The following is a 19805-nucleotide window of genomic DNA, read 5'->3' as shown; positions in this document are numbered from 1 at the left end:
CAAGAGCGTGGGCTGTCAGAGAACTTGCAAGTTTTTCAGGTAATTGCGAAAGTGCTCGCCAACTTCGGCGTGCTGCAGGGCAAGCTCCACCGTGGCTTCCAGAAACCCTTCCTTGCTGCCGCAGTCATAACGCTTGCCTTCGTACTGGTAGGCGTAAACCGTTTCCTCTGCCATCAGACCGGCAATACCGTCGGTGAGCTGGATTTCTCCGCCGACACCCGTGGGCTGGTTGCGGATGTGGCGAAACACCGCTGGCGTCAGGATGTAACGTCCGGCCACAGCCATGCGGGAAGGCGCCAGTTCGGGCGCCGGTTTCTCCACCATCTGGCTGATCTTCATTAATTGCGTGTTCACGGCCTCACCTGCGACGATGCCGTAGCGTCGGGTGTGTTCCAGAGGCACTTCCTGCACCGCCAGCACCGATTGCTGTAGTTGTTCAAATTGAGCGGCCATTTGGGCCAGCACCGGTGGCGTGCCAACCATCAGGTCGTCGGCCAGCAGCACGGCAAAAGGCTCGTTGCCGATCAGGTGTTCGGCGCACAGCACCGCGTGACCGAGGCCCAGGGAGCGCGGCTGACGCACATAAGAAAAGTCCATGTCACTGGGGTTCATGGAGCGCACCAATTCCAGCAATTGCTGCTTGCCGGCGGCCTCCAGCTCGGTTTCCAGCTCATACGCGGTATCGAAGTGATCTTCGATGGCCCGTTTATTGCGTCCAGTGACAAAAATCATGTGGCGAATGCCCGCCGCATAGGCCTCTTCCACCGCGTATTGGATGAGGGGTTTGTCCACCACTGGCAGCATTTCCTTGGGTTGGGCTTTGGTGGCCGGCAAAAACCGTGTGCCCAAACCCGCGACCGGGAATACGGCCTTTTTCAGTGTGACTTTTTGCATCGACTTTTAAAAGTTAAAGGTCTAAAGTGTTGCGTAGTTAATACAATTTTGGCGTCGGACGAGAACCCGAACGGGTGTCGGAACCTACCAAATGGCGTGTTGAAAAGAAAAAAGGATACTAGGGTGGACATCTTACTTCTTGATGCGTTGGTGCCTGAAGCCATGACCTGGCTCGAATCCCGTCACAGCGTGGAATACCGCCCTGAACTCGCGGATGATCTGGTCCTGCTGCGTAAAGCGGCGTACAAGACCCGCGGCATTGTGTTTCCCCGCCAGACTGTGGTAACCCGCGACTTTCTTGATTTTTTGCCCAAGCTCAAAGCTGTCGGTCGCTTGCATGTCGGCACCGACAACACCGACTTGGAAGCCTGCAAAGAGCGCGGCATCAAGGTGATTCATGCCAGCAGCGCCAATGTACGCTCCAATGCCGAATATTTGCTGAGCAGCCTGCTGCTGCTGTACCGGCGCGGCCTGGTGTCGGCACTGATGGGAAAACGCCACCCCACAGCCCAGATGGGCCGCGAATTACATGGCAGCACCGTCGGCATTCTGGGCCTGGCGCCAACCGCTCACACCCTGGCCGGCATGCTCACCAGCCTCGGTGTGCGGCTGATCGGATACGACCCCGCCGTCCACCACACCGCGCCGATCTGGGAGCGTTTGCGCATCCAGCCCGTCACGTTGACCGAACTCATGAGCCAGGCGGATGCGGTGTCGGTGCAGATGCTGTATGCCACGCGTTTTCGCGGGTTTGTGAACGACAAACTGCTGGCAGCCTGCAAACGCGGCCAGTTGTGGGTGGGCATCAGCCGCAGCGCGCTGTTTGACGAGAAGGCCCTTGCGGCTGCCCTGTGTGATGGTCGCATTGAGGCCTGCATTCTGGACGGTGCCGAGGACAATTTCACAGGTGAAGCTTCACCTTTGCATGGGCTGAAAAACCTGTTTATCACGCCTCGGCTCGGCTCACACACGCGGGAGGCGCGCTTGCGTTCGAGCTGGTATGTGGCGCACCGCATGCACGAAGCCCTCACGGCCGAGCAGCGCGGCGTGGGCTACGTGCCCAGCGCCCCCATGGACATGGAATTGCCCGGCGCGGTGTCTCCTTCGCAATGGGGCGAGCAGGAATACTCCATCCGGTAAATAGAGCCCCCACGCTCGTCACTTCGTGTACTCGCTGCCCCCCGCAGGGGCGCTGCGCCTGCGGGCCGGCGGAGCCGGACCCGCAGCCCCTGCTGGATTTAAGAGTCCTCGAGCTCGGAGGCGCTCAATTCAAACGCGTCAGTTGGGCGCGGATTTTTTCAAGTGTGGCTGTGTAGTCCGTCAGTCGCTTGCGCTCCTGCTCCAACACCGCCGGCGGTACCTTGGCCACAAAGGCTTCATTGGCCAGTTTGGCCTGAACCTTGACGAGTTCACCCTCCAACCGCGTGGCTTCCTTGCCGAGCCGGAGCTTTTCAGCGGCGACGTCGACTTCCATGTGCAGGCAGACTTTCGCTTCCCCGACCACGGCCACAGGCGCGGCTTCAGCCGCTTTGGCCCAGTCGGACTCGCTGTCAAACACCCGGACCTCGCTGAGCTTGGCCAGCGCCTTGATGACGGGCGCAGATTGCGTCATGAAGGCCTGGTCGCCGACCACAAACAGCGGCAGGCGGGTGGCCGGTGAGACTTTCATTTCGCCGCGCAGGTTGCGGCAGGCGTCGACCAGGGTCTTGAGCTTGGCCACATGCGCCTCGGCCTGCGCATCAATCTTGCCGGGCTGGCTTTGCGGGTAAGCGGCCTGGCCGACGTACTTGCCTTTTTTCAGGCCGGCCACCGGCGCCACGATTTGCCAGAGTTCTTCGGTGATGAAAGGCAGCACCGGGTGCGCCAGCCGCAGGATGGCTTCCAGCGTGCGGATCAGCGTGCGGCGGGTGGCGCGCTGCTGGGCCGGTGTGCCGGTCTGGATCTGCACCTTGGCGATTTCCAGGTACCAGTCACAGAACTCGTCCCAGACAAACTGGTAGATGCTGCCGGCGACGTTGTCCAGCCGGTAGTCGGCAAACCCTTTGGCGACGTCGGCTTCAACGCGCTGCAGGGTGGAGGCAATCCAGCGGTCGGCCTGCGAAAACGTCAGGTAGTTGTGGAACTCGGCGCCCGGCGCGCACTGCTCTTTGGTGTGTTCCGCCAGCCCGCAGTCCTGGCCTTCGCAGTTCATCAGCGTGAAACGCGTGGCGTTCCAGAGCTTGTTGCAGAAGTTGCGGTAACCCTCGCAGCGTTTGCTGTCGAAGTTGATGCTGCGGCCCAGGCTGGCCAGCGAGGCGAAGGTGAAACGCAGGGCGTCGGCGCCATAGGCCGGAATGCCAGCGGGAAACTCTTTTTCGGTGTTCTTGCGTACTTGCGGCGCGGTCTCCGGCTTGCGCAGGCCCAGTGAGCGCTTGTCCAGCAGCGGCGCCAGTGCTATGCCGTCGATCAGGTCCACGGGATCGAGGACATTGCCTTCGGACTTGCTCATCTTTTTGCCCTGCGCATCCTTGACCAGGCCGTGGATGTAGACGTGGTGAAAGGGCACTTGGCCGGTGAAGTGCGTGGTCATCATGATCATCCGGGCAACCCAGAAGAAGATGATGTCGTAACCGGTGACCAGCACGCTGGACGGCAGGAAGAGATCGAGCTCTTTGGTCTTTTCCGGCCAGCCCAGCGAGGAGAAGGGCACCAGCGCCGACGAGTACCAGGTGTCGAGCACATCGGGGTCGCGCGTCAGGGCTTTGCCGGGCGCCTGAGCCTGCGCCGCCGCTTCGCTGTCGGCGACGTACACCTTGCCGTCTTCGTCGTACCACGCCGGAATCTGATGGCCCCACCAGAGCTGGCGCGAGATGCACCAGTCCTGGATGTTGCCCATCCACTGGTTGTAGGTGTTGACCCACTGCTCGGGTACAAATTTCACAGCGCCGCTCTCCACAGCGTCAATGGCTTTTTGCGCAATTGACTTGCCCGTCGGGTCCTGGTCGCTGATCTTGGTCATCGCTACAAACCACTGGTCGGTCAGCATGGGCTCTATCACCTGGCCTGTGCGAGCGCAGCGCGGCACCATGAGCTTGTGTTTTTTGACTTCGACCAGAAACCCCTGGGCTTCAAGGTCGGCCACCACCGCCTTGCGCGCCACGAAGCGGTCCATGCCGCGGTATTTTTCGGGCGCGTTGTCGTTGATGGCTGCGTCCAGCGTGAGCACACCGATGATCGGCAACTGGTGCCGCTGGCCGACCGCGTAGTCATTGGTATCGTGGGCTGGCGTGACCTTGACCACGCCGGTGCCGAAATCCTTGTCCACATAATCGTCCGCAATCACCGGGATGTCACGGTCGCACAGCGGCAGCTTCACGAGCCTGCCCACCAGGTGTTTATAACGTTCGTCCTCCGGGTGGACCATGAGGGCCACGTCGCCCAGCATGGTTTCCGGGCGGGTGGTGGCCACGGTGAGCGAACCCGAGCCGTCTATCAGCGGGTACGAGATATGCCAGAGAAAACCATCTTCCTCTTCGCTTTCAACTTCCAGGTCCGACACCGCCGACTTGAGAATCGGGTCCCAGTTGACCAGCCGTTTACCGCGGTAGATCAGGCCCTGCTCATAGAGCTGCACAAAGGTCGAAGTGACCACCTTGGACATCTTCTGGTCCATCGTGAAGTACTCGTGTTTCCAGGCCACCGAGTCACCCATGCGGCGCATCTGGCGCGTGATGGTGGTGCCGGACTCTTGCTTCCACTCCCAGACCTTCTCGGCAAACTTTTCACGGCCCAGGTCATGCCGGCTTTTACCTTCGCCCTGCAGCTTGCGTTCAACGACGATCTGCGTCGCGATGCCGGCGTGGTCAGTGCCCGGCACCCACAGCGTGTTATGGCCGCGCATGCGGTGGTAACGCGTCAGCGAGTCCATGATGGTCTGATTGAAAGCGTGGCCCATGTGCAGCGTGCCGGTCACATTGGGCGGCGGCAGCTGGATGGAAAAAGACGGCTTGGCCGCGTCCAGCGTGGGCTCGTACATGCCGCTGGCTTCCCACAGCGGCGCCCACTGGCGCTCTATCGCGGCGGGTTCAAACGACTTGGCCAGACTGTCCAGCCCCGGCGTGGGGACAGACACCCGCGCGGTCGCGGTCTCGGCGGCGGGTGGGGTGGGCAGGGGCTGGGCGGCGTCGGTCATGGGCGGCAATGAAAAACGGCATCTGGTGAGATGCCGCTGGGTGGATCAGGTGACCTGATTTTATTCGACTGGCGCCGGCCTGGCCGCTTCGATGCAGGACTTGAGCAGGGTGGTGTCGCCGATCTGATTCGCCAGAATCAGGATCAGCCGGGCGTTCAGCAGCTCCGACTGCTCGCGGCTCAGGCCCTGGTGGGCGTCGAGCAGGCACTCGTAAAACGCATCGGCGTCCTGGAAGTTGAGACGGGTTTTCATCCGTGTTCCCCCTGCAGGCCGAGCGCCGTGGTGATGGCGCGCACCAGCGAGGCATCCACGCCGTCGCCGGTGGCGGCCAGGTAGCTGTCGGGCCGCAGCAGCGCCCAGCCCGTATCGCCGGCAATTCTGCAAGTGGCCCGCAACTGGCCCCGGTTGTCGATCACATGTTCAGCCGCATTGGCGCGTCGGCCCGGCGCCAGCACCTGCACGCAGACGATGCCGGTTTGTGCACTCAGCGCCTGCAGGCGTTTCGCGGCTGCAGGCTGCTGCTCGCCGAACACCAGCAGCAGCAGCCGGCTGTCGGCCCAGTGCAGCAGTTCGACAAGCTCGCCGGGCTGGCCGTCGGCCCACAAAAAACTGACATTTTGTGTCGCGACCCCGCCAGTTTTGTCACAAATCGGGCTGCGCGAGTAGGTGTTGGGCACCGACATGCGGCCGGTGTTGACCAGTTGCCGGGCAAACGGATGCTGGCGGGCCAGGCTCAGGGCGGCGCTGCGGAACAGGCGCTCGACGCCGTCGGCCGGTCGCAGAAAACGCGCGGTGCGGTTGGTCACCTGCACGTTCTGCTGCGCCGCCTCGTGGCGTTCCTGGTGGTAGCTGTCCAGCAAAGCGGGCGCGGCGCGGCCCTGCAGCACCGCAGCCAGCTTCCAGGCCAGGTTGTCGGCATCCTGCACGCCGGAGTTTCCACCGCGCGCGCCAAACGGGCTGACCACATGGGCCGAGTCACCGGCAAAAAATACCCGGCCGTGGCGCAACTCGTCCAGGCATTCGCTGCGGTAGGCGTAGGGGCCAACCCAGACAATCTCGCACTCGTCCTTGCCGAGTTCACGCTTGAACTGGGCGTTCAGCCGGGCCTGTATCACCTCCTCGCGGCTGACCTGTTCGGGGTCGCAGTTGGGCGCCATCTGGTAGTCAATGCGCCAGACGCCGTCGGCCATCAGGTGTTGCCAGACGGCGCGCTTGTCGTTGAAGGGCGCTTCTATCCAGGTGTGGCGTTCGACCGGCGGGGCGTCCCTGAAACGAACATCGGCGATGCACCAGCGGTCGTCGCCCTTTTTGGCGGTAACCGAGGCACCGCACCAGGCACGGAATGGGCTGCGCGAGCCGGTGCAGTCGATCACGTGTTCGGCCTGCAACGTGTAGTCGCCGGCGGGGGTGGTGATGGACAGCGTGGCGAACTCGCTGTTCTGTGCAAACGCCGTAATGCGGTTGTTCCAGCGCAGTTCTATGCGGGGCTTGCTGGCGTTCAATGCCTGTATCTGCTCGACGAGAAAACCCTCGATGTAGAACTGCTGGATGTTGATGAAGGGCGGCTGCTGGCTCAGGGAGTGGGTCTTCTGCTGGCGCAGATCAAAAGAATAGACCTCGTCCTCGCCCGCAAAAGTGCGGCCCACGCTCCATTGCACACCTTTGGCCGCAATGCGTTGGTAAATGCCCAGGCGTTTGAAAATCTCCAGTGTTTTTTGCGCATAACAGATGCCGCGCGAAGATGCGCCCTTCACGCCCACTGTGTTGTCTTCGTCCAGCAGGATGGCCTCGACACCCTGCGAGCCCAGCGCGCAGGCCAGGCTCAAACCGGTGATGCCGCCGCCAACAATGACGATGGGGTAGCGCCGGACCTCGCCGGTGGCCAGCTCGGGCGGCGCCACAAACGGGTATTCGGGCAGCGTGTAGCCCGTGCCTTCTGTGAACTCATAACCGTTGCTGAATGCCGTGTCGGCATATGCAGCGCGTGCGGGGTGAGCGGTGGGTGTCTCCAGCATGGCTTGTCGCCTTCGGTCGTGATTTTTAAGTGTTTTAGGGCTCTAGCCCATATCGGATATGCGTATTCAGCTATGAAGTTGATAGCAATTAAGCGTCAAGTGCTTGCTTTCCCGGCCACCTCGGGACGGTCGTTGCGCTGGGGTTTGAGCGCCTCTACCGACTGGCCGGCGGCCTTGTCCTGGCGCCACTGCCGCTTGCGCGCCGTCCACTCGGCCAGCCGGGCGTGGGCGGTTTTGCTCTCTTTCAGCATTTCAAACTCATCGGCCAGTTGCGCCGTCAACTCCAGCCGCACCCCGTTCGGGTCGAAGAAATAAATGCTTTTGAAGATGTGGTGGTCGGTCACGCCCAGCACCTCGATGCCGCCGGCCTGCAGCCGTGCCTTCATGGCTTCGAGGTCGGCCACGGTGTTGACGCGAAACGAAATATGGTTGACCCACAGTGGCGTGTTCGGCGAGGGCAGGGCCGCCTCGTCGTTGCCGAGGTCAAAAAACGCAATGAAGGAGCCGTCCTGCAGGCGGAAGAAAAAGTGCGTGTAGGGGCAGTACTCGCCAGTGCTGGGCACGTAATCGCTCTGGATGATGTGGTACAGCGGCAGACCGAGGATGTCTTCATAAAAGTGCCGGGTCTCCTCGGCATCCCTGGCGCGGTAGGCGTAGTGGTGCAGTTGCTGCACGGGCGCTGGTGCCGGCAGGCTGGACAGGGCGGGGGGCGCAGTCAAGGGGTTCATCAGGGCGGCCATGGCGATTTCCTAGGTTCAGGTGGGTTGCAAGGCCATTTTTTCTCGCTGGCTTGAATTCACCTATTCATAATGCGTTTACTATAACGTAACTCGTGGACCCTGCCAAGGGTAAAAGCAGGTGCAAAAGCAAGAGCCCTCGCGCGGGTCACCCGGCCCGGCGGCCAAGCTGTCGTAAAGTGGAGGCTTCGCCTGATCCTTTCTTTCAAGAACCCTTCTCCATGCTGTTTCTCCTTTCGCCGGCCAAGTCGCTGGACTACGACACGCCGCCGCAGGTCGCCACCCACACCCAAGCCCTGTTCGTGCGCCAGTCGGCCGAGCTCATAGCCGTGCTCCGGAAAAAAACGCCGCAGCAAATCAGCACGCTGATGAAGCTCTCCGATACGCTGGCCGGCCTGAATGTCGCGCGTTACCAGGCCTGGTCGCCGCGTTTCACCGCCAAAAACTCGAAGCAGGCCGTGCTGGCCTTTGATGGCGATGTGTACGGCGGGCTCAACGCCAAAACCCTCAGCGAGCAGCAACTGACCTGGGCGCAGGACCATGTCTGCATCCTGAGCGGCCTCTACGGCGTGTTGCGCCCGTTGGACCGGATGCAGCCTTACCGTCTGGAGATGGGCACGGCGCTGGCAACGGCGCAGGGCAACAACCTCTACCAGTTCTGGGGCGCGCAGATTGCGGACTACCTCAACCAACGTGCTGCGGCCGACACCTCGCCGGTGGTCGTCAACCTGGCGAGCGAAGAGTATTTCAAGGCGGTGGACCGCCGGGCCCTGAAGCCGCGCGTGGTGAGCTGCGTGTTTGAAGAGTTCAAGGGCGGCAAGTACAAGATCATCAGCTTCAACGCCAAACGCGCGCGTGGCCTGATGGCGCGTTATGCGATTGAGAAAAAAATCGCCAGCGTCAAAAAACTGGAAAATTTTGACGCCGAGGGCTACCGCTTCGAGCCCGCCGTGTCCGCGCCGGACCGGCTGGTGTTCCGCCGCAAACAGGCGGCCTGAGCCCGCACGTTCACTAAGAAGCCGCCGTGCCAACACCTGCGACCACCGCCCAGCACCAGGCCATCACGCACGAGCTGCGCCAGTGGATTGCATCGCAGACCGCCGACGGCCATGGGCGCGATGCGGTGATGCAGGCCATGCTTGCGGCCGGCTGGAGCCATCAGGTGGCGAGCGAAGCCTTGACGGAGACGCCGTCGGCGGCCTTGCCCGTGCCCTGGCCGGCCGCAGCCTGTTCCAGCCTGCGGCTGGACGCCGGCGACAGGCAGGTGGCCATCAGCACCGTGATGCGTACGCCTGATCTGCTGGTGCTGGAGGATCTGCTTGACGACGAGGAATGCCTGGCGCTGATAGCGGCGGCCAGGCCGCGCCTGCAGCGCTCACTCACGGTGGCGCTGGAGACCGGCGGCGAAGAGGTGCATGCCGACCGCACCAGCGACGGCATGTTTTTCACGCGCGGCGAAAATGCCGTGGTCGCGGCCATCGAGGCGCGCATTGCGAAGCTGCTGGGCTGGCCGGTCGAAAACGGTGAAGGCCTGCAGGTGCTGCGTTATGGTCCGGGCACCGAGTACAAGCCGCACTACGATTATTTTGACCCGACCGAATCCGGCTCGGCGTGCATCCTGGCGCGCGGCGGCCAGCGCGTGGCCACGCTGATCATGTATTTGCAGGAGCCGGACCAGGGCGGCGCCACGGTGTTTCCCGACCTGCGGCTGCAAGTGGCGCCACGGCGCGGCAGCGCGGTGTTTTTCAGCTACAGCCAGGCCCACCCCTGCAGCCAGACCCTGCATGGCGGCATGCCGGTGCTGGCGGGCGAAAAATGGATTGCGACCAAGTGGTTACGCGAACATGAATTCAGTTAATTGATGAATAAAATAACCCCTGAGCCCATGGCTGATGGGTATATACCGCTATGAAAATAAGAGCAAACAACATCGACATAGAGATTGAGGACACGCACCCGAGCGACACCACTGGCCGGCCTGTCGTGCTTCTCATCATGGGCCTGGGCATGCAACTCGTGGCCTGGCCACCGGCGCTGGTGCAGTCGCTGGTGGACGCTGGTTACCGGGTGGTTCGGCTCGACAACCGCGACATCGGCCTGTCGCAGAAGTTCGATCACCTCGGCACGCCCAACCTGATGTGGGCCAGCATCAGGTACCGGCTGGGACTCGGCGTGAAAGCGCCGTATGCGCTGCATGACATGGCGGCCGATGCGCTGGCTGTGCTCGACGCGCTGGGCGTGGCAAAAGCCCATGTGGTCGGTGTCAGCATGGGCGGCATGATCGCGCAGCGCGTGGCGCTGGCCGCGCCGCAGCGCGTGCTGAGCTTGAGCAGCATCATGAGCTCCAGCGGCGCACGCGGCCTGCCGCAGGCCAAGCCGCAGGTCATGCGGGTGCTGCTGAGCCGCCCGGCCGGCAAGGACCTTTCTTCGGTGACCGACCATTACGTCAAACTCTTCAAGGTGATTGGCAGCCCCGGCTTTCCGGTGGACGACGCCGAACTGCGCGAGCGCATCACGGCCGCAGCGCAGCGCAATTTCAATCCGGCTGGCGTGTTGCGCCAGATGGTGGCCATCGTTGCCGACAGCCGCCGCGCCTCCGAGCTGTCGGGCTTGCGCCTGCCCACGCTGGTGATCCACGGCAAGGCCGACCCGCTGGTGCCGTTTGCCTGCGGTGAAGACACGGCGCGTCGCATTCCCGGCGCCAGGCTGCTCGGCATCGAAGGCATGGGCCACGACCTGCCGGCCGGTGTGGTCCAGCGCATTCTTGAACCGCTGGTTCCGCATCTCAATACAGCACAAGGAGCAAGAAAATGAGCGACGCCGGGCCGCCCCAAGGCGCGAACGCCCCCTCGGGGGGCAGCGCAGCGGCGCCTGCCGCAAGCGTGGGGGCCAATAACACGCCAGACCAATCGCAACTGGGTAAAAGCTCGGCCTACATGGACCAGTACGACGCCTCGCTGCTGTTCCCGATTCCGCGCGCCGTCAAGCGTGCAGAAATCGGTCTCGGAGACACCTTGCCCTTCATGGGCGCCGACATGTGGACTGTGTTTGAACTGAGCTGGTTGAACCTGCGCGGCAAGCCGCAAGTCGCGCTGGCGCACATCACCGTGCCCTGCGAGTCGCCGAACATCGTCGAGAGCAAGTCCTTCAAGCTCTACCTCAACAGCTTCAACAACACGCGTTTTCTTGACGCGCGCGAGGTGCGCGAACGCATCCGCGCCGACCTCAACGCTGCAGTGGGCGCAGGCGTTGGCGTCAAGACACTGGGCCCCGAGCTGTTTGACCAGGAGCCGGTGCACGAGCTTGACGGCCTGAATCTGGACCGGCTCGACGTTGAATGCCTGCACTACACGCCTGCGCCCGAGCTGCTGTTTGCCGACCATGAGGAGCCGCCGGTGAGCGAGACCCTGACATCCAACCTGCTCAAGAGCAATTGCCTGGTCACCGGCCAGCCCGACTGGGGCAGCGTGCAGATCAGTTATTCAGGCGCGCCCATCGACCAGGAAGGCCTGCTGCAATACCTCGTGAGTTTCCGAAACCACAACGAGTTTCACGAGCAGTGTGTGGAGCGCATCTTCATGGACATCTGGACGCGCTGCCGCCCGCTCAGGCTGTCGGTGTATGCGCGCTACACGCGCCGCGGCGGCCTGGACATCAACCCGTTTCGCACCAGCCACCCGCAGGCGCTGCCGGGCAACGTGCGGATGGCGCGGCAATAACCAATGGGGGCAAACACGTCTGGGTTTTTCAACGGCGCAACGGTGGTGCCGCTGATATTGGTGCTGTGCCTGTGGGGCTGCAGTGAGGGCTACCCCACCGAGGACCTGGTAGACGGTGGCTTGCTGAGTCCGGACGAGCACATAGCGCAACTCAACGAGATGAGCGCCGAGGTGGCGCGCAAGGTCAGGCAAAACATATCGCTGGTAGAAAATTGCCTGATCCGGTTCACGGCCTCAAAGGAAAATGTGAAACCGGCCAGTGTGGATGTGCCGCTGATGGATCTCGATCTCACGATGTCCACCGACCCTGTGACCCAGCATATTGCCATCGCCGTGCAGACCGAATCAGCCGGAGATGCAGGCACGCGGACGGTGTACACGTCCTCCTTGTGGCATCACGCCGTTACTTTTCGCTCACACCTGTTCCAGTTGCAGCGCCTGTGCGCCGATACCTAGACGCCTGTTTAGCTATAAAATTAATAACTGCTTACGTATGTCAGTTATGGGCTAGAGCCCGATTTCATTGAAATTTCGGAGGGGAACCAGGTCCGGAAAATCACCCGCGCGTTTTTCCTTCATCGCTGTCACCGCTTCACGCACATGCTGGTTGCTCCAGATCGCGCCCTGTAGCCAGCCCATTTGTTTGAGCGCATCGTCCACCGAGTGATCGCGCGTGTAATGAATCGCCTGCTTGGTGCCCCAGATCGCGACCGGCGGTTTGGTGGCAATCTCTTTGGCGCACTGGAGCGCGCCGGCCAGCATGGCCTCCGCTGACTCAAACACCTCGTTGACCAGCCCGTAAGCCAGCGCCTTCTGCGCGGGCAGGCGGCGCCCGGTATAAGCCAGCTCCTTGACCACTGCCAGCGGCACCAGCTTGGGCAGGCGCTGCAGCGTGCCGACGTCGGCGACCATGCCGATGTTGATTTCCTGGATGCAGAAAAACGCATCGACGGTGGCGTAACGGATGCAGCAGGCCGTCACCATGTCCACCGCGCCGCCTATGCAGCCGCCCTGAATTGCGGCAATCACCGGAATGCGCAGGCTCTCCAGCTTGGTAAAGGTCGCTTGCATGCCAGCCAGCAGGTCGAACATGGCCGCGCGGCCTTCCGGGCTCTGGTCGTCCATGCTGATGGCGCCGCCAAAAGCCTCCAGTGCCATGCCGGCGCTGAAATGTTTGCCGGTGCTGGAGATCACCAGTACGCGCGCCTCACCAGCCTTGTGGATCTGGGTAAGCGCCTCATCCAGCTCACGCCAGAAGGTAGGGTGCATGGTGTTCATCGCCTCGGGGCGATTGAGCACCAGGTGCGCGATGTGGTCGGTGGTGGAGAGGGTAAAGCAGGTCAGTGGGTTCATGCCTGCCAATGTAAATCAGTGCGGCAGTTCCCGCCAGTCACAGCGCAGATGGCCTGCAACCGTTCATGGCAACGGGTCACAGCACCGATTGCAACAAGCCAAGGTAGCTGGGGCTCGCCGAGAGGGTGTTGTGTGATGTTCCTGGCAACACTTCAAGCGTGGCAGAGCTATTTTTGAAGCGGGCGTAGAGTTGCTCGGTACTCCACCTTGGAATGACCTCATCGTGTTCTGCGGCTATGAGCAAGGTAGGCGCGGTGACCAGGGGAGCGTATTTCCATGACTCAAACTTGTCGGTGAGCAAGCACTTGACCGGAAAGTAAGGGAACTGCTTCTCGGCCAGCTCCTGCAGACTGTTGTAGGGGGTGACGAGAACCAGGCGATGCACCGGCCTTTGGCTTGCCACCTGAATGGCAACGCCCGAGCCCAAGCTTCGGCCAATAAGCACGACCTTCGGGTGTTTCTGACGGACATGGTCAAACAGCGCCAGTGCGTCGGCTTGAAGCGCTTGCTCTGAAGGCCTCCCGGTACTTCCGCCGTAGCCTCTGTAATGAAGCAGATACATGGCGTGGGCAGGAAACGCTTCTGAAAAAGACGGCAGGTTCAACGACACGTCTTCGGCGTTGCCGCCGAAATAGAGGATGGCCTGCGGGCCTGCTACTGGCCTGACGGTCACCGCCAGGTCTGCGTCAGCCACTTTGAAATTGAGCGTTGTGGCGGCAGAACCCGTGGACCTGGGTTGAGGGTAATAAATCAGCGAACGCTGAAATACAAACAATGCCAGGCAAAGCGCCAGGTAGCCAAGCGCCAGTACGGTCAGGAGTGTTGCAGCTAATCGCACCATGGGCTTGCATGTGTGCCAAAAAATTTGTGGTTTGACTTTGTCACCACAACTTGGCGCAATTGCCGTTGAACACCACGGTGTTGCTTGGGGCAACCGGGTTTGGCCTGGCTGGCTTGTTCGAGAAGCTGCATGGCGCTGGGGGCCAGGCCGGTACCGGCGTGCATGTCGTCCTGGTCCACGTCACCCGATTCGGGCAAGGCGCTTTCCTTGCGTCGCGCGCGCGGTAGGCGTCCAGCGCCTTGTTGCGAACGATGGCAATCAGCCACGTCATCGCTTGAATGGTTTGCCCGTCCACCTCCGCTGCGGTAGCGGCCAGCACTTTTCCAGATACTCACATACGCCTCTTGCAGCACATCCTCGGCCGCCTGTCCCTGACCCAATATACGAACGGCAACGCCAAACAGATGCGTATTTGTGCGTTCATAAACTTGGGAAAAACAGGCAGGGTCGCCCTGCGCGGCGGCAGCGATCAGTGTCTCCAGGCTTCGGGGGTCCAGGGCGGCGTCGGGTTTCATGCGGCCCGAGTATATGGACTTCTACCGCCCCGGCAAATGGCGGTTGGAGCGGGCTCCGCGTTCCGCCTAAATCCTGCGGCGGCGCGGCACCACGCTCAGTTGCATCGTCGCCTTGCCGGGCGTGGCGCTCACGGTGGTTTGCTGCGGGGCGATATCCAGCAGCTGGTCGGCATGCCAGACCCTGATCTGTGCAGCACCATCTGGAATTTGCTCCAGATTGGCAATGCCATCCGCGCCTGTCAGCAGTGCCCACGGCGAATCGCTGACATAGACATGCCCGCGCATGGAGCCATGGATGTGGCAGCCCAGCAGCACTGCGCCGGCTTTTTCAAACACGGCATCTGCAGCCTTGCCTGGCTTGCCGTCTGGCTTGCCATCAATGCGCAGCTCAAAGCCGCCACTGCTGGCGGTACTGAATTGCGCAATGCCGGCGGCTGAAGCCCGCACGTGGTGTTCCCAGGGGTCGTTGTTGACAAAAGAACCTTTAGCCCCGACACCCACCACGCTCACCGCCGGAATAAAACGCATTTTTTCCTGACTGATGGTCACCTGCATGGGAAGGGCAGCCTTGGGCACACCCTTGTTTACCGGCACCACAACAACAACGGCATCAGCCACCGGTTTGCCCTCCTTGTCCAGTACCAGGACTTGCAGGTTGCCAGCCGTTGCATAGCTGGAGAGGGCGGCCAGTGCCAGGGAGATCAGGGTTTTATTCATGGGGTCAGGTGTGTAAAAAAGGGGTTTGGTTAGCGTACCGTGATCGTGTCGCGGTGCATCGGTGCCAGCAACGCCAGCATCTGGTTTTGCGTGCGGAAGGGGATGCCTTTGGCGTCCATGCTTTGCTGCAGAACCTCGACCAATGCGTTGAAGTCGGACTTTTTGATGTCCAGGTTGGCATGCGCGCTTTTCATGTCGGCGCCTTTGTAGACGCAGGGACCGCCCGCCAGCGAGCAGAGCTGGTCCACCAATTGCTCTTTGACGCGCTGCTGGTTGGATGGCTTGAAGTGGGGGCCGGTGCGCGGATCGGCCAGCAGCCGGACCATGAAGTCGTCCATCAGCGACACCAGACCGGCTTTTTCGCCAAACGCCTTGTAGAGCTGGTCATTGGGCGCAGGTTGCCCGAACGAGGCACCAGCCATCAGCAGGCCGGATGCGGCCAGCACGAGAGAGAGAAGGGTTTTTTTCATGTCAGTTCCTTGAGGGGTTTTAGAAGGCGCGTGTTGACAACGGTTCAGAAGGCGACCTGGGCCGACAGGTAGTAGCCCGTTTGCTTGCGGCTGGCGGTGGTGGCCGGCACGATCACGCCCAGGTCCACATAGGCCAGCGTGACCGAGACGTTTTTGTTCGGCGCCCAGGCGATGAAGATGTCTTTCCAGTCTTCTGAGCGCAAGCCGTTGCCCAGGTTGGCAGCGCGGCCGGCGGTTTCCAGTTTGTTGCGCATGAAGCGGTATTCGGCGCCGATAGCGACGTTTTTGCTGATCAGGTAGGCAACCGAAAACTCCGGCTGCAGGCTGTAGCTGTTGTTGTTGCCGCCGCCCAGGGTGGCGCCAAATCCGAGCAGGCCGTTCTGGTTGGCCTTGGTGGCGCGCAAGGTCCCGTTGACCAGCAGGCTTTGGCCCAGGAACAGTTTGGTGGCGCTGACGTACAGGTCCACACCGTCGCGTTTGGCGCCCAGCGTACGCAGGGTGCCGTCCAGGCCAGTGGAGCCAAGGTTCTTGAACTCGACACCGACGGCTACTTGCGGCATCAGGGTGTCGGCGTCCAGCACCGCATCGCCCGCGACGCGCACCTTGGCGCCCAAAATGGTTTGTTTCAGGCGCAGGCCAGGCAAACCCAGCCCGGTGCCGGTGACGCCGGTCTTGAAGTCCTGCTGGGCAATCGACAACTCATACCGGTCATGGATACCGACGGACGCGCCGATGACGTTCAGGCCATAGTCCTTGGTGCGGGCCGTGGTCACAAAGGCAGTGGCGCCCACTTCACCTTCGGTGGCATTGCTGCCGATCACCGCCCAGGGGGTCAGGCCGCCGCCGGCTGCGCCGTCGATGCTGCTGACGCCGCCGGTGAGCAGCAGTTTTCCGGTGTCGGCATGGGCAGAGACGCTGGCACCGGCACAGATCATGGCGGTGCAAGCGGCGACAAGGTGAGGAGCAAATTTAAGGTTCACGGTGCGTTCCTTTGTGACGTAAAGATCGTGGGTTGGGGAAATGTAATTAGATGTACTGGGGCGATACGGGCATTATTTGAAAGTGGATTCAAAAAAATGCCTTTTTTTGCGACTACCTCTGACTCATCCAGGGTGTCGGGTGAATCTGCGGTCGCTTGCCCTACGTATGTTCTCGGTGTGTCACAAGTTTTTTTCGGCCAACTCCTCAGGCACAACGGTCCGCGCGAGTGGCGCACACCAGCGGCTGGCGATGTACAGCGCGGCATGGCGCTTTACCAGGCCCGATGCACCGCCTGCCATGCGGTGGCTTATCTGGCCACGCTTAAATAGACGCGACTTTCAGCCGACTCTCGGGCGGACTTTAGAAAAGCTGATCATTTGCTATTAAATTAGTAGCTGTCTGCGCTTTCTGCGTATGGGCTAGAGGCCGATTTGGTTCATCAATCGGGGCTTCTCCGGCTTTCACCAGTGTTGCCGCCCGCACGCCCAACAGGCGCAAGCGCTGGCTCAGAGGCACCCGCTTCAGGCACAGGCCGGCAATTTTTCGAATAGTTTTGGCGTCGGCGGTATAAAACTCCGCTGTTTGATCACGGGTGGCGATTTTGAAGTCGTCATACCTCAGCTTGATGCCTATGGTCTTGGCGACATAACCTTTGCGCTGCAAATCGTCGGCCAGGCGCGTGCACAGGTCGGTGAAGATGTCGCCCAGCGCCGCCTTGTCGCGCACCGCGTGCAGGTCACGCTCGAAGGTGGTCTCGCGGCTCATGCTGACGGGTTCGCTCTCGGTCACGACCGGGCTGTCGTCGCGGCCCCAGGCCACCGCGTGCATCCAGGCGCCGGTGGCCTTGCCGAAGTTGTCGACCAGCCAGCCCACGTCCTGCGCGGCCAGCTCGCCGATGGTGTGCACATGCAGCTTCGCCAGTTTCTCGCCGGCCTTGGGGCCGATGCCGTTGATCTTGCGCACGTTGAGCGGCCAGATTTTTTTCTGCAAGTCGGCCTCGTGAACAATCGAGATGCCATTGGGTTTGTTGAACTCACTGGCCATCTTGGCCAGCAGGCGATTCGGCGCGACGCCGATGGAGCAGGTCAGGCCGGTGGCCTCGAAAATCGCTTTCTGGATCAGCCGCGCCAGCACGCGCCCACCTTCGCGCTGGCCACCGGGCACGTCGGTGAAGTCGATATAGACCTCGTCCACACCGCGGTCCTGCACCTGCGGCGCAATCTCCGTGATGGTGCTTTTGAACAGCCGAGAATATTTACGCACTTCGTCAAAGTCCACCGGCAGCACGATGGCCTGCGGGCAGAGTTTGGCCGCTTTCATCATGCCCATGGCCGACCCCACGCCGAACTGCCGCGCGGCGTAGGTGGCGGTGGTGATGACACCACGGCCCACATAGTTTCTGAGCAGTGGAAATTCGGCGACCGGGATGAAGCGCAGCGCGCGCTCTGGGTCGGTGCGTATCGCCTCGTCGACCTTGCGGCGCCCGCCGCCTATCACCACCGGCAGCCCCTTGAGCTGCGGGTAACGCAGCAGCTCGATGGACGCAAAAAAAGCGTCCATGTCGAGGTGGGCAATGCGGCGCAGTTTGCCGGCGGGCGGTGGCTGGAGATCGTTCACCCGGCAAGCATAGCGCCGCGCACGGCGTAGGCTGGCGCTGACGCATTTCTTTCCCGCTTGCCCACAGTGGCGCGTTGCGCCAACGTGAACACTGATGTTTTCAACCCTGACCATGAAAGCGTTTTCACCATGAATTTCATCACCACCCCCGACCAGACCAGGCTTTATTTCAAGGACTGGGGCACCGGCCGCCCTGTCATCCTGCTGCATGGCTGGCCGTTGTCTGCGGACAGCTGGGACGACCAGGCCATGGCCATTGCCGATGCAGGTTTTCGCGTGATCTCCTACGACCGTCGTGGCTTTGGCCGCTCCTCGCAACCGTGGACCGGTCATGACTACGACACCCTGGCCGACGATCTGGCGGCGGTGATTGAGCAGACCGGCGCGCAGGACGCGGTGCTGGTCGGCTTCTCGATGGGCGGCGGTGAGGTGGCGCGTTACATGTCACGCCACGGCGGCAAATCGGTGTCCAAAGCCATTCTGGTGTCCTCGGTCGTGCCCTACATGCTCAAGACGGCGGACAACCCCGATGGCACCGACCAGGCGGTGTTCGACAAGATGGCGCAAGGCATGAAGGAGGATCGCGCCAAATTTTTCGCGGGTTTTTTCAAAGACTTTTTTGGGGTGAGCCTGGCATCGCACCCGGTCAGCGACGAGGTGCTGGACTGGGCCTGCAGCGTGTCCATGCAGGCCAGCCTGAAAGCCACGCTGGCATGTGCCGAGTCATTTTCAAGCACCGACTTCCGGGGCGATCTGCCGGCTTTCAAGGTGCCGACGCTGATCATTCACGGAACCGGCGACAAAACCGTGCCCATCGATGCCTCGGCACGCGCCGCCGCCCGCGGTATCGCGCAGTCCACGCTGGTTGAATACGACGGCGCGCCGCATGGCCTGCAGGCCAGCCACAAAGAGCAACTGACTCGGGACATGCTGGCGTTCATTCGCACGTAAGGGAAGCGCTGAACAAATCCCCTGCGGCGCGCGGTCTTCGGTCTTATGGACTGCGGGCCGGCTTGCTGGCCGCAAAGGCCAGCGCCGCGCGCAGCACCTGTCGCGCCTGCGGTTCCGACAGCAGGGAGTCGGGACGGAACAGCAGGCAGACAGTCCGTCTGCCAGCATGGGCCAGCGCCACCGGCCGGCCCTGGTCATCGCGTACCCAGATTTGCCAGCCGGCGGGCAACTCGCTGCCCTGCAAGCCCAGGCTGGCATAACGCGCAGCAGTAAACATGCCGGTGTCCACCCATGGCGCGTCTGCGGTGGTGTGGCACGAGATGACGCGACCGTTCGGGGCGGATGACTTGCACTGCAAACCCCGACTGACCGAGTAGGCGCAGGGCTGCATCCCCGACGGCCACTAGCTGCTGCTGCGGGCCCTCTGAAGGGGCAGGCGCTCCGACCAGCAAGGCACATGCGGCGTCTTCACGGATGGCCAGGCCCAAGCCCAGCAGGCAGTCGCGCAGGCACTGGCCGAAAGGATCGGCCGCATCCATCAGCCGGACAGCCTCCGGCACGGCAATCTCGTGCGCTGCCGCCGCTTCGGTGGCGGCAGCATCAATGCCTTCTTGAAGCGGCACACCGGTGGGGTGTCTACCGGAGGTTCCTGGGGGGAATCCATGAAAAAAGCGCCTCGACAATTAATCTTACTGTGTCATAAAATATGCTATTATTTCAATAGCATCAATTCTGACCGGAGGCTTTATGGACGCAGCCAAGGAGTTCAATCGTTACATCTCTCATTTGTCCGAGGGACTCGGGCATGCTGACCGCCACGCGGG

General features: G+C 61.9%; 21 protein-coding genes. 8 read left to right on the top strand and 13 right to left on the bottom strand.

Annotated elements, in window-relative coordinates:
• Positions 1-15 precede the first annotated feature (15 nt).
• Positions 16-894 (bottom strand): UTP--glucose-1-phosphate uridylyltransferase GalU, encoded by an 879-nt coding sequence (gene galU, locus Q8O29_RS00105; RefSeq protein WP_305560025.1) that lies wholly within the window; start codon positions 892-894, stop codon positions 16-18.
• A gap of 123 nt (positions 895-1017) precedes the next feature.
• Here galU and Q8O29_RS00100 point away from each other — a divergent pair, with 123 nt between their 5' ends.
• Positions 1018-2034 carry a D-isomer specific 2-hydroxyacid dehydrogenase family protein gene (locus tag Q8O29_RS00100; protein ID WP_305560024.1) on the top strand — a complete coding sequence of 339 codons (1017 nt, stop codon included), beginning with the start codon at positions 1018-1020 and terminating at the stop codon, positions 2032-2034.
• Positions 2035-2158: 124 nt separating this feature from the next.
• Here the strand turns inward: Q8O29_RS00100 and Q8O29_RS00095 are convergent, their stop codons facing one another.
• The 4 genes from Q8O29_RS00095 to Q8O29_RS00080 form a co-directional block, all read right to left on the bottom strand.
• The gene (locus Q8O29_RS00095) at positions 2159-5065 is read right to left on the bottom strand and encodes a valine--tRNA ligase (protein WP_305560023.1); all 2907 of its coding nucleotides are present in this window, start codon (positions 5063-5065) and stop codon (positions 2159-2161) included.
• 60 nt (positions 5066-5125) lie between these two features.
• Entirely contained in the window at positions 5126-5317 is a 192-nt protein-coding gene (locus tag Q8O29_RS00090) for a DUF2783 domain-containing protein (protein WP_305560022.1), read from the bottom strand.
• Positions 5314-7080 (bottom strand): FAD-dependent monooxygenase, encoded by a 1767-nt coding sequence (locus Q8O29_RS00085; RefSeq protein WP_305560021.1) that lies wholly within the window; start codon positions 7078-7080, stop codon positions 5314-5316. Before Q8O29_RS00085 ends, Q8O29_RS00090 begins: the two co-directional genes overlap by 4 nt.
• Before the next feature lie 95 nt (positions 7081-7175).
• Positions 7176-7820: a VOC family protein gene (locus Q8O29_RS00080; protein ID WP_371134110.1), complete on the bottom strand. Its 645-nt coding sequence runs from the start codon at positions 7818-7820 to the stop codon at positions 7176-7178.
• Positions 7821-8038: 218 nt separating this feature from the next.
• On the opposite strand from Q8O29_RS00080, the gene yaaA reads away from it, so the two are divergent.
• The 5 genes from yaaA to Q8O29_RS00055 are packed head-to-tail and all read left to right on the top strand — an operon-like array spanning position 8039 to position 11992.
• Positions 8039-8815, top strand: coding sequence for a peroxide stress protein YaaA (gene yaaA, locus Q8O29_RS00075; protein WP_305560020.1), 777 nt, complete (start codon positions 8039-8041; stop codon positions 8813-8815).
• A gap of 26 nt (positions 8816-8841) precedes the next feature.
• Complete coding sequence (locus Q8O29_RS00070; protein ID WP_305560019.1) at positions 8842-9675, top strand: 2OG-Fe(II) oxygenase; 834 nt, start codon at positions 8842-8844, stop codon at positions 9673-9675.
• A gap of 50 nt (positions 9676-9725) precedes the next feature.
• Entirely contained in the window at positions 9726-10631 is a 906-nt protein-coding gene (locus Q8O29_RS00065; RefSeq protein WP_305560018.1) for an alpha/beta fold hydrolase, read from the top strand.
• A complete protein-coding gene (gene queF, locus Q8O29_RS00060) occupies positions 10628-11536 on the top strand; it encodes an NADPH-dependent 7-cyano-7-deazaguanine reductase QueF (protein WP_305560017.1) in 909 nt (302 codons plus the stop codon). The genes Q8O29_RS00065 and queF overlap by 4 nt, the downstream gene beginning before the upstream one ends.
• Before the next feature lie 3 nt (positions 11537-11539).
• Positions 11540-11992 carry a hypothetical protein gene (locus Q8O29_RS00055; RefSeq protein ID WP_305560016.1) on the top strand — a complete coding sequence of 151 codons (453 nt, stop codon included), beginning with the start codon at positions 11540-11542 and terminating at the stop codon, positions 11990-11992.
• 51 nt (positions 11993-12043) lie between these two features.
• Here the strand turns inward: Q8O29_RS00055 and Q8O29_RS00050 are convergent, their stop codons facing one another.
• From Q8O29_RS00050 to Q8O29_RS00025, 6 genes are all read right to left on the bottom strand, one after another.
• Complete coding sequence (locus Q8O29_RS00050) at positions 12044-12889, bottom strand: enoyl-CoA hydratase-related protein (RefSeq protein ID WP_305560015.1); 846 nt, start codon at positions 12887-12889, stop codon at positions 12044-12046.
• Positions 12890-12965: 76 nt separating this feature from the next.
• Complete coding sequence (locus tag Q8O29_RS00045) at positions 12966-13730, bottom strand: alpha/beta hydrolase (protein ID WP_305560014.1); 765 nt, start codon at positions 13728-13730, stop codon at positions 12966-12968.
• Positions 13718-14245 carry a sigma factor gene (locus Q8O29_RS00040; protein ID WP_305560013.1) on the bottom strand — a complete coding sequence of 176 codons (528 nt, stop codon included), beginning with the start codon at positions 14243-14245 and terminating at the stop codon, positions 13718-13720. Before Q8O29_RS00040 ends, Q8O29_RS00045 begins: the two co-directional genes overlap by 13 nt.
• Before the next feature lie 66 nt (positions 14246-14311).
• Positions 14312-14962 carry a plastocyanin gene (locus tag Q8O29_RS00035; RefSeq protein WP_305560012.1) on the bottom strand — a complete coding sequence of 217 codons (651 nt, stop codon included), beginning with the start codon at positions 14960-14962 and terminating at the stop codon, positions 14312-14314.
• Positions 14963-14991: 29 nt separating this feature from the next.
• Positions 14992-15432, bottom strand: a complete 441-nt coding sequence (locus Q8O29_RS00030) for a group 1 truncated hemoglobin (RefSeq protein ID WP_305560011.1) — start codon at positions 15430-15432, stop codon at positions 14992-14994.
• A gap of 44 nt (positions 15433-15476) precedes the next feature.
• Positions 15477-16367, bottom strand: a complete 891-nt coding sequence (locus Q8O29_RS00025) for a DUF3034 family protein (RefSeq protein WP_305560038.1) — start codon at positions 16365-16367, stop codon at positions 15477-15479.
• Between the two features lie 222 nt (positions 16368-16589).
• On the opposite strand from Q8O29_RS00025, the gene Q8O29_RS00020 reads away from it, so the two are divergent.
• Entirely contained in the window at positions 16590-16742 is a 153-nt protein-coding gene (locus tag Q8O29_RS00020) for a hypothetical protein (protein WP_305560010.1), read from the top strand.
• A 31-nt stretch (positions 16743-16773) separates the two neighbouring features.
• Here the strand turns inward: Q8O29_RS00020 and Q8O29_RS00015 are convergent, their stop codons facing one another.
• Positions 16774-17973, bottom strand: a complete 1200-nt coding sequence (locus Q8O29_RS00015) for a DNA polymerase IV (protein ID WP_371134111.1) — start codon at positions 17971-17973, stop codon at positions 16774-16776.
• Between the two features lie 186 nt (positions 17974-18159).
• Between Q8O29_RS00015 and Q8O29_RS00010 the strand changes: the two genes are divergently transcribed.
• Positions 18160-18981 (top strand): alpha/beta fold hydrolase, encoded by an 822-nt coding sequence (locus Q8O29_RS00010; protein WP_305560008.1) that lies wholly within the window; start codon positions 18160-18162, stop codon positions 18979-18981.
• A 43-nt stretch (positions 18982-19024) separates the two neighbouring features.
• On the opposite strand, the gene Q8O29_RS00005 is transcribed toward Q8O29_RS00010, so the two are convergent.
• Entirely contained in the window at positions 19025-19258 is a 234-nt protein-coding gene (locus tag Q8O29_RS00005) for a hypothetical protein (RefSeq protein ID WP_305560007.1), read from the bottom strand.
• Positions 19259-19805: the final 547 nt, after the last annotated feature.

The organism is Polaromonas sp. (assembly GCF_030689685.1).
Lineage (GTDB): Bacteria > Pseudomonadota > Gammaproteobacteria > Burkholderiales > Burkholderiaceae_C > Polaromonas.
The sequence above is the reverse complement of the archived record's forward strand: the minus strand, read 5'-3'. Positions and strand labels throughout refer to the sequence as shown.